We start from the raw sequence: 15599 nt of genomic DNA, 5'->3' as shown, positions 1-15599 counted from the left end.
AAGTTGCCCCAAGCAGCCGGTCCAGCGATCGGCTGCTGTTCGCTAAGTCCTGCGCTTCTGATCATCCGCCATTCGGGGTAGAGCTTGGCGCCTCCCGCACTTTTGTTGCCATGCGCCACTGGTTTATCGGCGAGCCAGATGCTAGGCGCCGTATCGCTCTGCCCAAGAAAGGCGCGTTCCCGTTTTGCAGCCGAACTTTCTCGTTACTCACTCCGGTGGCTTTCACGCCGACGAACTCCTGTCCAGCGTCGTTCTGACCCGGCTCTTCCCCGATGCGCAACTAATCCGCTCCCGCGGTGCACAGTGGATTACTCCCGCCCAAGACCGCATCATCTACGATGTTGGCGGCGCCTATGATGCCGCAGCACAGATCTTCGATCACCATCAGCGCGGTGCGCCGGTTCGGGACAGCGGCGAGCCGTTCAGCTCCTTTGGCTTGGTCTGGAAGCACTACGGACGCGATTATCTCCGTGCCTCAGGGATCGTCGACGCCAATTTGGATGAGGTGCACGCCTCCTTTGACAGCGAATTCGTTCTCCCGGTCGACCTGATGGACAATGGCGCGCTCAGCGCCACCGTCGCGGGGGCCTTGGCCGAACTGACCCTGCCGGCTTTGCTGGATAGTCTCAGGCCCCCCTTTGATCAGGCCGATCCGGCAAGCGAAGACAGAGCCTTTGCCGAAGCTCTCGCCATTGTCAGCCGGTTTGTTGAGGGCAATGTCGCTCGCAGGGCTGCCAAATTGCGCGCGGAGCAAGTGGTTTTGCAGGCCATCGAAACAGCCGGCTCAGGACGGATCCTAGAGCTTCCCCAAGGCATGCCATACCGATCAGCGATCGCGAAATCAGGTGCCGACCACCTGCTCTTTGTGGTCCATCCCCGCGACAAGGATTGGTGCCTGGGCGGCATTCCCGTCGTGCAAGGCGAATTCAAGCTCCGAGCGGATCTTCCCGCCGCATGGGCTGGCCTGACCAATGGCGATCTCGAGGCCGTCTGCGGCGTCGAGGGCGCGAGCTTCTGCCACAATGGGCGGTTCATCGCGGCGGCAAAGTCTCGCGACGCCATCCTGGCCATGGCCGACTTGGCTGTTCGAGAAATTACCTCCTGATCCCACTCCGCTCCGATACCTCCGGGCAGGGGCGTTGTTCGTTACTGCAGTTGCGGCTTTTGCAGGAAGCTGTTGCGGTCCGCGGTTTTTACCCGGACCCAATTGTCTCTCCCGTCTCGGACCAAGCGTAAGGCGAACTCGGAGCCCACCGGGGACGTGGTCCAAAGCTTGCGGTAAAAATCACTCAGGCCATTGATAGCGTGGCCGTCGAGCTCACTGATGATGTCCCCGCTCTTGAGCCCCGCGTCTGCAGCGGGGCCGTGCTCGGCGACGCTCATCACGATCACCTCGTTGTTCTGCTCGGCCGTGAATACGCCTAGCCACGGGCGAGGCTCGTTCCGCGACCGCCCGAGGTTGACGAGGTCATCAAGGATGTCCTTCAACAAATCGATCGGCACGAACATATTGATGTCCGTGGTGCGCCCGAGTTGCAGCATCTGCAGGCGCAGCGAACCCAGTCCGATCAACTGACCCTGCGGATCCACCAGCGCAGCCCCGCCCCAGGAAGGGTGGAACGGCGCGGTAAAGATTGCCTCATCAAGCAGGTATTCCCAGTAGCCGGCGAATTCCTGCTTGGCGACAATCTCGGTCAGCACCTCACTGCCTTCCCCATCAATAATAGTGCCGATATCCCCCAACTTGGTGGCACCGGAACTGCCAAGGGTAAGGGCAGGGAGATCCAGTTCTCCCAAAGCCTGGACGAGGCCAAATCCGGTTTGCTGGTCGATGCCGAGCACATGGGCGTAGACAACCCGCCCGTCATGCGTGGTTAGCCATACTTCCTCAGCCTCGGTGATGAGATATCCGATGGTCAGGACCAAGCCGGTGGTGTTGATGACGACGCCGCTGCCTTCGCGGATCGTACCCAGGGTCGAGGCGGTGAATGCCGTTTCGGGCACCATCGCCCTGAGGGACACAATGGAGGTTCGGAACTTGTTGGTCATTTCTATCTCCCCACGGCGAGCCATGCACTTGTTCCAGATAGGATGATATCGCACAGCCGCAAGGCTCGTCTCCAGCCCGTTAACATGCTCTGCCGGTTCAAACCGCGAGAGTGAAGTGCCATACAGAAGCTGGCCTCGTGCTTTACGTTCACTGGCGCCTGTCAGCTTCGGAGTGAAACATTGACAAAACGCATGTCCAAGACCCTCGCGGCAGAGATCGCAGAACGAACAATGCAGGTCGTCAACCCGCAAAACCGCGCTCTCGCGCTGAGCGCGACGCTGCGCCGGCACGGCTTTGCCTTGCCCGACCAGTTGCCCGCTTCCATTTTGGATAAGTCCGAGCTGAAGGCCTGGTTGCTAGCCACCTACACTACAACCGGCTGACGCCAGGAGCTCATTTCGGCAATCCAGGAAGGTAAGTCCCACTCCCTCAACGACAATCCTTGCGGCTTTGATCTAAGTTGCGGCAATCTCGGTTGGAACCACATAGGATTTTAGTGGTTCACTCTCCATCTTACCTCCGGAGGAAAACATGAAGAAGATTGCACCTATTGCCTTGGTCCTTGTTGGGGCCATGTCCCTTACTGCGTGCACCACCACTGAGCGTACTGTCGCTGGCGCTGCGATTGGCGCTGGCGCTGGCGCAGTTGTCGGCGGCGCGGTCGCTGGCACGCCCGGTGCCGTTGTCGGTGGCGTCGCCGGTGGCGCGACGGGCGCCGTTATTGGCCGGAACTCCCGATAGGGCGGCCAATACGTTTCGCGATTGTCTGGGGCTTGAGTTCGCTCGGGCCCCTTTTTTCATTAGCGATAGGTTGGCGTCAGTCGCTGATCTGACGATCCGTACTGTCTCTCGCCTTGAGCTCGAAACCAAGGTTCACCACCGCGGGCACAGGGCGCTCGCCATTCGCGGCGGCAATGATCATTCCGATCGCCTGGCGCCCCATTTCGTAGCGCGGCGTGCGGATCGATGACACGCTCGGCGCGCTAGCTGCAGCATATTCCAGGTCGTTATAGCCCATAATGCCGAACTGGCTCGGTACCCGGATATGTCGCCGCTGGCACTCGAAAAGGGCGCCCAGGGCCATGTCATCATTGTTGCAGAATACGGCATCTGCATCCGGCACCAGTTCCAGAAAATCGGCGAGCATCTCCGCGCCTCGGGTGACCGAAGATGGGTGCGGGCTGGTATAGATCAGCCTTTCGTCAAACAGATCGACAGCTTGCAAAACGTCCCGATATCCCTCCAGCCGCCGTTGCGCGCGCGGGTCCATACGGGCTCCAATGAAACCGATGCGCCGATAACCTTTCTCCAGCAGGTGCCGCGCCGCGGCGCGCCCGCCTTCCCGGTGGTCAAACCCGATCATCATGTCGATTGGGCTGGCGCCGATGTCCATGATCTGCACCACCGGACAGCCGAAGCTGTCGAGCATGGCACGCGCCAATTCGCTTTGATCGATTCCCGCGACCACGAGCCCCGCGGGACGTTGTGCACCAAACAAGCGCAGAAGCTCTTCTTCCTTGCGGTTCGTATAACGCGAATTGCCCAGCTGCACTTGGTAAGCTGTGCCTTCCGCCGCGTCGAAAATGCCCCGCAGCACTTCCGCAAAGACCTGGTTGGTTAGGGATGGGATGATCACCCCGATGGTCGAGGTGGTCGCGGATGCGAGCGCGCGGGCTGCCTGGTTAGGTGTATAGCCGAGACTCGCAACGGCTTCTTTTACCCTCGCCAAAGCAAGCCCGGACACTATGTCAGGCGTCCGCAAAGCGCGAGATGCGGTGATAACGCTTACACCAGCAGCGGCCGCAACATCCTTGAGCGTTACCGCCCTGTAACTTCTGCCATTTTCCCCCATCGCCCCTCCAAATGCACCCGTCCGCAGCAGGTGAGCCGTTGACAATGACATACGCTGTCATTTAAGCCGTTGTCTATATTGACGGCTGACCAGGGCAGTCGTGAGGGGAGAGCGGCAGGCCGCAATGTGCGGCAGGCCGTGGGGAGAAGATCATCGTGACCAATGCGACTCCGTTCGCCACGCTCGGGGCATGCTTGCCATGAGGCGGCTCACTTCGGGCATCGGCAGGATCATCGAGGTATCCCTTGTGCTGCTGCTTGCAGGCATGGCGGCCATGATCTTTCTCAATGTCGTGCTTCGCTACGGCTTTAATTCCGGCCTGGTCATTTCCGAGGAAATGAGCCGGTTCTTCTTTGTCTGGCTCACCTTTATCGGGGCCGTGTTGGCCTTCAGCGAGAATGGTCATCTGGGTGTCGAAACGCTGGTCCGGCGGTTCGGTCGCCGTGGCCGCATCATCTGCATGGCGCTGACCAACATCCTCATCCTGTTTTGCGTGGTGGTTCTGTTCTGGGGCACGTGGATGCAGGCGCCGATCAACGCCTCGATGCGTTCGCCGGTGGCTGGCATGCCCCTGGCTTATGTGTTCGGTGTCACCTTCTTTACCGCGGCCGGCATTGGTGTGATCGCGATCTGGCGGCTGTTCCGAATTTTCACCGGCCGGGTGACCGAAGGCGAGATCGCCCAGTTCGTGGGTGACTACGAGAGTATCGACAGCTTGCTGGAGCGCGGCGAATGACGCTGTTCGTATTCCTCTCGTCACTGCTGGGCGCCATGGCCATCGGCGCACCGATCGCCTTTGCGCTGATGTTCTGCGGCATCGTGCTCATGACCTATATGGGCATCTTCAATCCGCAGATCGTCGCTCAGAACATGGTCGATGGCACCAACAGCTTCATTCTGCTGGCCATTCCGTTCTTCATCCTCGCCGGTGAGTTGATGAATGCGGGTGGCCTGTCCAAGCGCATCATCGATTTCGCCATCTCCTTTGTTGGGCATCTCCGTGGCGGCCTCGGCTTTGTCGCCATCTTCGCAGCCCTGATCATGGCCTCGCTGTCGGGTTCTGCGGCCGCCGACACGGCAGCGCTGGCCGCCATCCTGATCCCCATGATGAGCAAGGCCGGCTACAACGTGCCTCGTTCTGCTGGCTTGATCGCAGCGGGCGGCATTATCGCCCCAGTGATCCCACCTTCCATCGCCTTCATCGTTTTTGGCGTGGCCGCCAATGTGTCGATCACTCAGCTGTTCCTGGCCGGCATCGTGCCGGGCCTGCTGATGGCGGTGGCGCTGCTAGTTGCTTGGTCCATCGTGTCGCGCCGGGATGGCGTCGAGGTCCTGCCCAAGCAGGATTGGGGTGCCCGCGGCCGTGCCACCTTGCGTGCTGGCTGGGCGCTGATGATGCCCGTGATCATTCTGGGCGGCATTCGCTTCGGCATCTTTACGCCAACCGAGGCTGGTGTGATCGCCGCCGTATACGCCATGTTCGTCGGCCTGTTCATCTATCGCGAACTCAAGCTTGTCGATCTTTATTGGGTGTTCCTGCGCGCAGCCAAGACCACATCGGTTGTCCTGTTCCTCGTCGCTGGTGCGCTGGTTTCGGCCTGGCTCATCACCAGCGCCAACATCCCGGGCGAGATCACCCGCATTCTTGAGCCGGTGATGGGCAACCAACTGCTCCTGATGCTGCTCATCATGGTGCTGGTATTCGTCGTCGGTACGGCGCTCGATCTCACCCCCACCATTCTCATTCTTACCCCGGTCCTGATGCCCATCGTGCGTCAGGCCGGTATCGACCCGGTCTACTTCGGCGTCCTGTTCATCATGAACAACTGCATCGGCCTGCTGACGCCGCCCGTTGGTGTCGTACTCAATGTGGTGAGCGGCGTAGCGCGCGTGCCGCTTGGCAAGGTTATCACCGGCGTGATGCCGTTCCTGCTGGCGCACTGTTTTGTGCTGCTGCTGCTGGTACTGTTTCCAGAACTTGTCCTCACGCCGTTGCGCTGGCTGCGCTAGCCCCGCCGCGAGGACCTGACGACTAAAGAACGACGTCCAAAAGAGGAGGACAACCACATGACACTCAAGGCACTTCTTGCCGCAACCGTATCGGCAACCCTGATTGCGGCCCTGACCGTCCCGGCCAGCGCCGAAGTATCCCAGCGCACCATTCGCATCGCCAACGGCATTGCCGCCGATCATCCGGTGGGGGACGGCGTCGACGCGATGACCCAGTGCATCGCCGAGCGCACCGACGGCGCCTGGACCGTCAACGCCTTCTGGAGCTCGGCGCTGGGCGACGATCTGCAGTCCGCCCAGTCGCTTCGCTCCGGCACGCTGGAAATGGTGATTTCCTCGAGCTCGCCACTTGTCGCCATCGAGCCGGCACTGGGCGTGTTTGATCTGCCATTCCTGATCTCGAGCGAACAGGAAGCTGATGCCCTGCTGGATGGCGAATTCGGCCAGTACATCGCCGATATGATGCCCAAGCACAACTTGGTCAACTTGTCCTATTGGGAGAACGGCTTCCGCAATCTTTCCAACTCGCTGCGTCCGGTGGAAAGCCTTGAGGACTTCAAGGGCATGCGCGTTCGCGTGATGCAGAACAACATCTTCCTCGATACCTTCCAGACGCTGGGCACCAACGCCACGCCAATGGCATTCGGCGAAGTGTTCACAGCCCTCGAAACCGGCGCAATCGATGCGCAGGAAAACCCCTATGTGACGATCGACACCTCGCGCTTCTTTGAAGTGCAGGATTACGTCTCCAACACCCGCCACGCCTATACGCCGTTCATGGTCCTGTTCTCGAAGCCAATCTTTGACACCTACTCGGCCGAAGAGCAGCAGATCCTGCAGGAATGCTCCGTGGTTGGCCGCGACGTGCAGCGCAAGGCCAGCCGCACGCTTTCCGAGCAGTCGCTCCAGCGGATCAAGGATGCGGGCCTCGAGGTCAACGACATCTCGCCAGAGAACATGGCCAAGATCCGCGAAGCCGTGCAGGGCGTCTACGAGCGCAGTGCCGCCACCATCGGTGCCGAGGTCGTCGAGCGCGTCAACGCGGCCCTAGCCGAAATCCGCGGCTAAACCCGCGAGCGCATCACGGGGGCGGGACCAGTGCTTTGGTTCCGCCTCTTCTATCCCGCCCTGCCTACCCAATCCGCTGCTCGTTATTCAGCACGGCGCGGACAACCGCTCCCGGATTGCCTAGATGAAGATCACCGGCGTCGAGACGCTTCGGCTTGCCGAATTTGCCAACATCGTCTGGATTATTCTGCGCACCGACGAAGGCGTCACCGGACTGGGCGAAACCTTCATGGGCGCCGCAGCCGTTGAAGCCCATATCCACGAGACAGTTGCGCCAAAACTGATCGGCCGTGACCCGCTGCAGATCGAAGCCATTAATCGGGACCTGATCGGTTATCTAGGCTGGCGCGGGGCCGGTGTGGAAACACGCGGAAATTCCGCGGTGGATATCGCGCTTTGGGACATCTTCGGCAAAGTGCTTGGGGTGCCGATCTCGGTGGCGCTGGGTGGGAAGTCGCGCGACAAGATCCGCACCTACAACACCTGCGCCGGTTACCGTTACATCCGCGATGCGCGTGCGCAAAGTGTTGCCAATTGGGGCATGGGCGAAGCCGCTCCCGGTCCATACGAAGACTTGGACGCATTCCTTAACCGCGCCGACGATCTGGCCCACTCCCTGCTCGAGCAGGGCGTAACCGGCATGAAGATCTGGCCCTTCGACTTGGCGGCCGAGCGTACCAATGGCCTGGATATCTCTGCCGAGGAGCTCACGATCGCTCTGGCGCCCTTTGAGCGCATCCGCCGTGCGGTAGGGGACAAGATGGACATCATGGTGGAGTTCCACTCACTGTGGAAATTGCCGGCCGCCCAGCGCATCGCCCGCGCGCTCAAGCCCTACGACACCTTCTGGCACGAAGATCCTGTTCGCATGGATAGCCTCGAGACGCTCAAGGCCTATGCGCCCCATTCCGATGCGATGATCTGTGCCTCTGAAACGCTGGCCTATCCCCATGCCTTCCGCGACTATCTCGCGACCGGTGTCGCGGGCGTTGCCATGCTCGATCTGTCCTGGTGCGGTGGCCTCTCCGAAGCGCGGAAAATCGCTGCACTCGCCGAAGCGCACCACATTCCGGTGGCGCCCCATGATTGCACGGGTCCCGTCGTGTTCATGGCCTCCTGCCATTTTTCGCTCCATGCGCGAAACACCCTGATCCAGGAGTCCGTGCGAGCCTTTTACACCGGCTGGTACACCGAGCTTGTGACCGCGTTGCCCCTCGTCAGCAAAGGCGAGATTTCGGTCGCCGACGCGCCCGGCTTGGGGCTTGAGCTTCTGCCTGAGTTGTTTACCCGCCCCGATGCCATCCACCGCCGCTCAGGCGCCGACGGAGAAGTGACGTGACCACATCTAAGCCAGCCATGTCCCCCGCTCGAATGGGGGTGCTCGTCATGCTGCTGGCGATGTTCCTGTTCTCGCTCAATGATGCGATGGGCAAGTGGCTGGTCTCGACCTATTCGGTCGGTCAGGTCCTGCTGCTGCGCTCCGCCGTGGCGCTGCTGATCCTCTTGCCCTTCCTGTGGAAAGCGGGACTGCGCCCGATCCTTTCGGCCGAGCGCCCGTGGCTGCAGTTCATGCGCGTCGTGTTCTCCACCGCCGAAGTGTTCTGCTTTTACTGGGCGGTGTATTATCTGCCGCTCGCCGACGTGATGACCTACTGGCTTGCCGCGCCCATCTATGTCGCAGCCCTTTCGCCAATCCTGCTCAAGGAAAAGGTCGGTCCGGTGCGCTGGGCGGCCATTGCCCTGGGCTTCGTCGGCGTGCTCGTGGCGCTGACGCCCTCGGGTGAGATCAATTTCATTGCGCTCGGCGCCGCATTGGTCGGCACGCTTGCCTTTGCGCTAATGATGATCACTGGCCGCAGCCTGCGCGGCACGCCCGATACCACGCTGGTGCTGTTCCAGCTCGGCGGCGCACTGGTCGCAGGCCTGGTGCTGACCCCCTTCAGCTGGACCACGCCCACCGCCCCCGACTTCCTGCTGCTCGGCGCGCTCGGCGTTGTGGCCATGGTGGCCCATATCGGGGTCAATCGTGCGGTCAAGCTGGCCGATGCGGCAACCATCGCGCCCCTGCAATATACGCTGCTGCCCTGGGCCATTATCCTGGGCTATCTGTTCTTTGGCGATCTGCCGCGCCCGCTGACGCTCCTCGGCGCGGCCATCATCCTCGCCTCGAGCTTCATCATCTATCTGCGCGAAAACCGCGCCAAGGCCGAACTCGGCGCGGCCCAGCCTGAACCGGGTTGATCAGGCCGCCCACATCTTCTTGCGGGAGGTCTTGCCGATGCCCGGGTTAAAGCTGTTGGTTGGATCAAGGCTCCGGTAGAAGTCCTCGAGCGCCGGCTGCGCCTTGTAGAGATGCCCCACATTGTGCTCGGCCGGATATTGCGCGCCCCGCGTGTCGAGGATCGTCAGCATCTCCTCTTCGAGCGCATGGCAATCCACGCCTTTCTTCGCCAGATATTCCTGGTGCAGCACATGGCAGAAGAAATGCCCGCAATAGATCGTGCGCTCGATCCGGTCGGTGATGCTGGCCGGCAAGGTTTCAAACCAGTCGATGGCATTGCGGGGCAGGGCGACGTCCAGCGCCACGATGTTCTCCACCGTTTGCTTGTGGGTGGCGCGATAGCGCACCACTGATCCACCCACGACGAAGCGATGGAGGAACGCGGCCTCGCCTTCTTCCTTGGTGCACTCAAAGAAGTCCGCATCCCCGCTCGGCAACCGTGCTGCAAGATAGTCGCGCGCCTCGGCCACTCCGGGGCCACCCATTTTGAGCAGCAGATGATGGGTATAGCGATCCCGATACGCATTCATCCGCTTGGGTAGGTGCTCCGGCCACAGCCGCGCCAGGGCATTCAGCACATGATCGCCAATGGTGGAGCCGAGCCGCAACTGCTCGGTCAGGCCATCGAACCAGCTCTTGGCGGAATAGGCCTTGGGCACATTGTCGGTCCCAAAGGCGCGGATGAACAGGAACAAATCCTTGCCGTAGACCTGCGCGGTCTCATAGGCCTCCCGGTGGATATATTCCCCGGCAATGGGCAGGTTCTCGAACTTGGCCAGGATATCGCGCCGGATCTCGCCCAAGGTGTTGGGGTCATTAGCGCCGATATAGAACACGGTCACATCCTTGTCCGCCTCGAAGGTGTCGAGCCGCACCGCAAACACGCCGATGCGGCCGGCCGAGCCCGAAGCCTCATAATGCCGCCGCGGATCGGCATTGAACCGTGCCGGCGTCGGGGCATCGATATCGCGCACATGCTCGCAATATTGCTTGTCCGAAGCCCACTGATTGCTGGCATGAGTGATGTCGCTGTCCCGGTAATCCTTCCGGTCCAGCCGCGACAACACCGTCTCGGGATCATCGCCTAGCGCCACACCCAGATGGTTGACCAGCTGCAATCGTCCTTCCGCATCGATCTGCGCATAAAGGGCAAACTGCGTATAGGCCGGCCCGCGCCGGATCAGCGAGCCGCCCGAATTGTTGCACACCCCGCCTGTCACCGAAGCCCCAATGCAGCTCGATCCGATCACCGAATGGGGCTCGCGCCCGATCGGCCGCAGGGCTTTTTCCAGCTTGTCGAGGGTGGCGCCGGGCAGGGCGATCACCTGGCGCCCGTCCTCGATCAGGTCGATCCGGTCGATCCGCATCGTGTTGATGATGACGATGGGTCGGTCATAATCGTTCCCTGCCGGCGTTGACCCGCCGGTCAGGCCCGTATTAGCCGCCTGGAAGATGACGATCACATCGGCCGCAACGCAGGCCTCGAGCACCCGCCATTGCTCGAGCAGCGTCGCCGGCCGCACCGCAGCCAGGATTTCTCCATCGCCATAACGATAGCCCTTGCGGAAGCGGCGGGTGGCTCGCTCGCCTACATGCACATGTCCCGGTCCCACAATCGCTTCGAAAGTGTCGATCAGCCGTTCCATGCTGCAGCTCCGAAATTTCAGACATTTGCCGCTTAGCACAGCGCAAACTAGTTTTCACGCCTCCGAGGTGACCGAGACGTTCAATAATCAGCGCTTTTCATCGGCAGACCGCAGGGGCGCAGAACTGCTTAGAGGAAATCGGCACGATGTGGCGTGAACACATCCACGAGGCGGCCCCGCTCAAGCGCCTTGACGCCATGGACCAGCCCTGACGGCACGATGAAGCTGCCCCCTTGGCCGACGGTTTGGGTTACCCCGTCGATGGTGACTTCGAACGAGCCCTCCGCCACATAGCTCACCTGGATATGGGGATGGCTGTGCAAGGCGCCGATCGCACCGGCTTCGAAGGCGAACTCGACCTGCATCAGTTCGTCGGAGTGGATCAGCACCCGTCGTTTATTGCCGGGGCCCAGCTCGGTCCAAGGGGTTTCTTCGGCCTGTGCAAAGAGCTTCATTTCATTACCTCGCGAGCCAGCCGCCATCCACGGGGATGACAGCGCCATGCATGTAGTTTGCAGCGTTTGACAGCAAGAACACTGCCGCATCGCCAATATCGGCAGGGGCACCCCAGCGCCCCGCTGGTATCCGCCCGAGGATCGCGGACGAACGTTCCGGATCGGCCCGCAGGGCCGCGGTATTGTTGGTCTGGATATAGCCGGGGGCTATGGCATTCACATTGATGCCCTGCGCCGCCCATTCATTGGCCAGCAGCCGGGTGATGCCGAGCACGCCGCTCTTGGACGCCGTATAGCTCGCCACCCGCACGCCACCCTGGAAGCTGAGCATGGACGCAATGTTGACGATCCGCGCCGGACGGTTCGCCGCCAGCGCCTTTCGTCCCAAAGCCTGGCAGAGAAAGAACATGCTCTTGAGATTGGTGTCCATCACATCGTCCCAATCGGCTTCCGTGAGGTCAACCGCATCGGCCCGCCTGATGATGCCGGCATTGTTGACCAGCCCATCCACCGGGCCATGTTGGTCCCATACGGCATCGAACATGGCTTGGGCGGCGCTGGTTGAACTCAGGTCTGCCTGCACTGGCACGAACGGGGCCGCCAGTTCCGCCAGCAACCCCGCAGTTTCATCCATGCTGGATCGGCCAACCCCGATCACGCGCGCGCCGGCCCGTCCGACCGATACTGCGATGCCTTGGCCGATCCCCGTATTGGCGCCGGTCACCACCACCGTTTTGCCTTGAAGGCTGAATGCCGAAAGGTCGATCACAACAATTGCTCCATGCCGACCTTTTCGACATCGGTATAGTCGACATTGTCGCCGGCCATCGCCCAGATAAAGGTGTAGGACCCCGTGCCCGCACCCGCATGGATCGACCAGGGCGGGGAGATCACCGCCTGCTCGTTGCGCACGATCAGGTGCCGGGTTTCTTCCGGCTCGCCCATCAGATGCACCACCAGAGCGTCGGGCTTGAGGTCGAAATACAGATAAGCCTCCATGCGCCGGTCATGCACATGGGCCGGCATGGTGTTCCACACCGAACCCGGGGCAAAACTCGTCAGCCCGACCACCAACTGGCAGGTCTGCACGCTATCGGCGTTGACGAACTGGAAGATCGACCGCTCGTTGGCCGTTTCCTGGCTGCCGAGGTCGAGCCGCTTGGCGTCGCTCTGCCGGATGAGCTTGGTCGGGTACCCGGCATGTGCCGGTGCGCTCAGCAGGTAGAACTTGGCCGGCTCGCTCTCGCCGGCCGAAGCGAAGCTGACCGCTTGGCTGCCCATGCCGATATAAAGCATGTCGCGCGGCGCGAGTTCGTGCCTGGTGCCATCCACCTCGATGCTGCCGGGCCCGCCAACATTAACGGCAATCAGTTCGCGCCGATCCAGAAAAGCCGCCGTGCCAGTAGGCGCAATGGATACAAGCGTGAGCGGCGAGCCTGCCGGCATGGCGCCACCCACGGCCATACGATCATAATGGGTATAGGTCCAGTTTACTCCGCCCGGCGTAAACAGGCTCTCGATCAGGAAATGCTCCCGCAATTCCTCGGTGTTCATGGTGGCCGCGCTGACCGGGTCGATGGCAAAGCGAATTTCATGTTCAGTGGTCATAACTGGTCCTCGGTAAGCGGGTTAGACGGTGCGCAGGCGGGCGCGATAGCGCTCCTGGCTGCGGGAAAGATGCTGGCGCATGGCCTCACGTGCGGCGGCCGCGTCCTGTGCCGAGATCGCCTCCATGATGTCGCGGTGTTCTCGCTGCAGCCCCGCCTGATACTCACGGCTTAGAACAGTTTCGGTGCTCCAGGGCGAGGCCACATCGCACGGAATGGTTCGGCTACCCAGCGCTTCGAGCACCTCGGTGTAGAATGGGTTGTTGGTTGCCGCGGCAATCGCGCGATGGAAAGCGAAGTCGGTCTTCCCCGTGGGAATTCCCAGCTTGAGCAAACGGCCAAACTCGTTCCAGGCCTCCTGAATGGCAGCTTCCTGGCTGGCGCTGCGCCGCACCGCTGCCAGACCCGCGGCTTCGATCTCGATGCCCATGCGCACTTCAAGCACGTTGATGGCGACGGAAATCTTGTTGGCGCTTTCCGCCCCCAGGGCGTTGAAGGGGCTGGCCGGACTGGGCACAACGAACACCCCGGCGCCCTGGCGCGACTGCACCAGCCCGTCGGCTGCAAGAGCTGCGATTGCCTCGCGCACCACCGTGCGGCTGACGCCGAAGATCGTCGTCATCTGCCCCTCAGTAGGCAGTTTGCCGCTCGCATCATATTCGCCCGCCGCGATCCGCCGGCGCAGCGTTCCGGTCACGAGGTCAGCAAGCTTTGGTCTTCGCAGGGCAGGGGAGCTTTCGGTCGCGCTCATCGCCTATCCCCTGAACAACGCCGGCAGCCACAGCGACAGGGCAGGGATATAGGTGACCAGGCCCAATACCACGATCCCGGCAAGGTAGAACGGCCAGATACTCTTCATCGCCTCCATCACGCTGATCTTGCCCACCGCAGCCGCCACGAACTGCACCGGCCCGAGCGGTGGCGTATTGAGCCCGATCCCGAGATTGAGGATCATGATCACCCCGAAATGCACGGGGTCCACCCCAAATGCCTTCACCATCGGCAAGAAGATCGGCGTCGTGATGATGATCAGTGGTCCCATATCCATGAAGGTGCCCAGCAGCAGCAGGGCCACATTGATCATCAGCAGGACCAGCAGGGGGTCCGAGGAGATCGTCGCCATGCCTTCGGTCAGAATGAGCGCGACCTTCAGATAGGCCATTAGCCAGGCAAAGCTCGCCGCCGCTCCGATGATAAACAACACCATTGCCGTGGTCCGCACTGCCCCCAGCACCGCGTGGACGAACTCGCTCCAGTTGAGCGAGCGGTAAATGATGAGGGTCACGAGGAGCGCATAGATCACCGCGATGCAGGAGCTTTCTGTCGCGGTGAATATCCCGGAGCGCACCCCGCCAAAGATGATGACGATGAGCATCAAGCCAGGGATGGAAACAAGGAAGAAGTAGCCGGCGCGCCGGAAGCCCGGAAAAGGCTCGGTGGGGTAGCCCCGCTTGACGGCAACGAAATAAGCGGTGATCGCCAGCACCACCGCCAACAGCAAACCCGGGATGATCCCGGCGGTGAACAGATCGGCAATCGAGATATTGCCGCCGCCCGAAAGCGAATAGATGATCATGTTGTGGCTGGGCGGCAGCAGCAGTGCGATCAGCGCCGCCATGGACGTGACATTGACCGCATAATCAGCGCCATAGCCGCGCGCCTTCATCTGCGGGATCATGATGCCACCCACCGCAGCAGCCTCGGCCACGGCGGATCCCGAAATGCCACCGAAGAGGGTCGAGGCCGCGATATTGACTTGCCCGAGGCCGCCCCGCACATGCCCGATCAGCGAGCCGGCAAAGGAGATGATGCGCGAAGCAATCCCGCCCCGCATCATCAGATCGCCGGCAAAGATGAAGAACGGAATGGCAAGCAGACTGAACGCCGACACACCCGAATTGAGCTGCTGGAACACCACCACCGGCGGGCGTCCGAGATAAACGATGGTGGCAAAGCTCGCGATCCCGAGGCAAAAGGCGATCGGGGTGCCGATCACCATCAGCACGGTAAAGACGCCGAAAAGGATCCAGTATTCCATTGTCTTCAGGCCTCGGTGATCGTCGGGTCGGCGGCAACATCATCGATCGGCTCGCCGGCCAGGCGCAGCAGCAGGCGCTCGGCGGCAAACAGGCACATCAGCGCGCCAGACAGGACGATGGGGAAGTAGGTAAAGGATGTAGGCAGGCCGAGCACGGGAATGCGGGTCGACCAATAGCGCACCGCCAATTCGCTGCCATAAACCACCATGCCCAAAGCAAAGGCCAAGACGCACAGATCGCTGAGGGCCCGCAGCCATGGCTTGGCGCCCGGCGGCAGGACGTAGAGCAGCACGTCAAAGCCCATATGGAAGTTCTCGCGCACCCCCACGGCTGCGCCCAGGAAGATGAACCAGGTCATCAGCATGATCGAGCCGCTCTCCGTCCAGGCGGGGGAGGCGTTGATCACAAAGCGCATGAACACCTGGTAGGCAACGATCGCCGTCATCGCCACAAGGCCAATGCCGGCCAGCCATAAAATGACGGTCGAGAGCTGTCCCAGCCGGCGGCTGGTGGGCAAGAGCCAGGTTCGCATTGCAGTTGGACCTCATGGGTGAGCCTGCCGAGCCACCCGTGGTGGCCCGCAAGTCGTCA

General features: G+C 61.5%; 17 protein-coding genes. 8 read left to right on the top strand and 9 right to left on the bottom strand.

What is annotated here, in order from left to right; translation table 11 throughout:
* The first annotated feature begins 184 nt into the window (after positions 1-184).
* Entirely contained in the window at positions 185-1105 is a 921-nt protein-coding gene (locus tag AC3YMN_RS11990; RefSeq protein ID WP_489890152.1) for an MYG1 family protein, read from the top strand.
* Between the two features lie 41 nt (positions 1106-1146).
* Here AC3YMN_RS11990 and AC3YMN_RS11985 read toward each other — a convergent pair whose 3' ends face one another.
* The gene (locus AC3YMN_RS11985; RefSeq protein ID WP_127752720.1) at positions 1147-2049 is read right to left on the bottom strand and encodes a S1C family serine protease; all 903 of its coding nucleotides are present in this window, start codon (positions 2047-2049) and stop codon (positions 1147-1149) included.
* Between the two features lie 192 nt (positions 2050-2241).
* Between AC3YMN_RS11985 and AC3YMN_RS11980 the strand changes: the two genes are divergently transcribed.
* Both AC3YMN_RS11980 and AC3YMN_RS11975 read left to right on the top strand, forming a co-directional pair.
* A complete protein-coding gene (locus tag AC3YMN_RS11980) occupies positions 2242-2433 on the top strand; it encodes a hypothetical protein (RefSeq protein WP_489890151.1) in 192 nt (63 codons plus the stop codon).
* 148 nt (positions 2434-2581) lie between these two features.
* Entirely contained in the window at positions 2582-2791 is a 210-nt protein-coding gene (locus AC3YMN_RS11975; RefSeq protein WP_127752722.1) for a YMGG-like glycine zipper-containing protein, read from the top strand.
* A gap of 76 nt (positions 2792-2867) precedes the next feature.
* Here AC3YMN_RS11975 and gntR read toward each other — a convergent pair whose 3' ends face one another.
* On the bottom strand, positions 2868-3902 hold the full coding sequence (gene gntR, locus AC3YMN_RS11970; protein WP_489890150.1) for an HTH-type transcriptional regulator GntR: 1035 nt from the start codon (positions 3900-3902) through the stop codon (positions 2868-2870).
* Positions 3903-4101: 199 nt separating this feature from the next.
* Between gntR and AC3YMN_RS11965 the strand changes: the two genes are divergently transcribed.
* The 5 genes from AC3YMN_RS11965 (at position 4102) to AC3YMN_RS11945 (ending at position 9221) form a co-directional block, all read left to right on the top strand.
* Positions 4102-4638 carry a TRAP transporter small permease gene (locus AC3YMN_RS11965; protein WP_127752724.1) on the top strand — a complete coding sequence of 179 codons (537 nt, stop codon included), beginning with the start codon at positions 4102-4104 and terminating at the stop codon, positions 4636-4638.
* Entirely contained in the window at positions 4635-5912 is a 1278-nt protein-coding gene (locus tag AC3YMN_RS11960; RefSeq protein WP_127752725.1) for a TRAP transporter large permease, read from the top strand. Before AC3YMN_RS11965 ends, AC3YMN_RS11960 begins: the two co-directional genes overlap by 4 nt.
* 57 nt (positions 5913-5969) lie before the next feature.
* A complete protein-coding gene (locus AC3YMN_RS11955; protein WP_489890149.1) occupies positions 5970-6980 on the top strand; it encodes a TRAP transporter substrate-binding protein in 1011 nt (336 codons plus the stop codon).
* A gap of 124 nt (positions 6981-7104) precedes the next feature.
* Positions 7105-8319: a mandelate racemase/muconate lactonizing enzyme family protein gene (locus tag AC3YMN_RS11950; RefSeq protein ID WP_489890148.1), complete on the top strand. Its 1215-nt coding sequence runs from the start codon at positions 7105-7107 to the stop codon at positions 8317-8319.
* A gap of 17 nt (positions 8320-8336) precedes the next feature.
* Positions 8337-9221, top strand: a complete 885-nt coding sequence (locus tag AC3YMN_RS11945) for a DMT family transporter (RefSeq protein WP_489890202.1) — start codon at positions 8337-8339, stop codon at positions 9219-9221.
* Here AC3YMN_RS11945 and dld read toward each other — a convergent pair whose 3' ends face one another.
* From dld to AC3YMN_RS11910, 7 genes are all read right to left on the bottom strand, one after another.
* A complete protein-coding gene (gene dld / locus AC3YMN_RS11940) occupies positions 9222-10907 on the bottom strand; it encodes a D-lactate dehydrogenase (RefSeq protein WP_489890147.1) in 1686 nt (561 codons plus the stop codon). It lies immediately after the preceding gene.
* 128 nt (positions 10908-11035) lie between these two features.
* Complete coding sequence (locus tag AC3YMN_RS11935; protein WP_248306945.1) at positions 11036-11362, bottom strand: cupin domain-containing protein; 327 nt, start codon at positions 11360-11362, stop codon at positions 11036-11038.
* 4 nt (positions 11363-11366) lie between these two features.
* Complete coding sequence (gene kduD, locus AC3YMN_RS11930; RefSeq protein ID WP_489890146.1) at positions 11367-12131, bottom strand: 2-dehydro-3-deoxy-D-gluconate 5-dehydrogenase KduD; 765 nt, start codon at positions 12129-12131, stop codon at positions 11367-11369.
* Positions 12128-12970, bottom strand: a complete 843-nt coding sequence (gene kduI / locus AC3YMN_RS11925; RefSeq protein WP_489890145.1) for a 5-dehydro-4-deoxy-D-glucuronate isomerase — start codon at positions 12968-12970, stop codon at positions 12128-12130. The genes kduD and kduI overlap by 4 nt, the downstream gene beginning before the upstream one ends.
* Before the next feature lie 21 nt (positions 12971-12991).
* Positions 12992-13720 (bottom strand): FadR/GntR family transcriptional regulator, encoded by a 729-nt coding sequence (locus AC3YMN_RS11920; RefSeq protein WP_489890144.1) that lies wholly within the window; start codon positions 13718-13720, stop codon positions 12992-12994.
* Positions 13721-13723: 3 nt separating this feature from the next.
* Complete coding sequence (locus AC3YMN_RS11915) at positions 13724-15007, bottom strand: TRAP transporter large permease (protein ID WP_489890143.1); 1284 nt, start codon at positions 15005-15007, stop codon at positions 13724-13726.
* Between the two features lie 5 nt (positions 15008-15012).
* Entirely contained in the window at positions 15013-15540 is a 528-nt protein-coding gene (locus AC3YMN_RS11910; RefSeq protein ID WP_489890142.1) for a TRAP transporter small permease, read from the bottom strand.
* Positions 15541-15599: the final 59 nt, after the last annotated feature.

It is taken from the genome of Devosia sp. Z11_6, from assembly GCF_058133665.1.
Note: the sequence above shows the minus strand (reverse complement) of the source record. Positions and strands in the feature narration are given on the sequence as shown.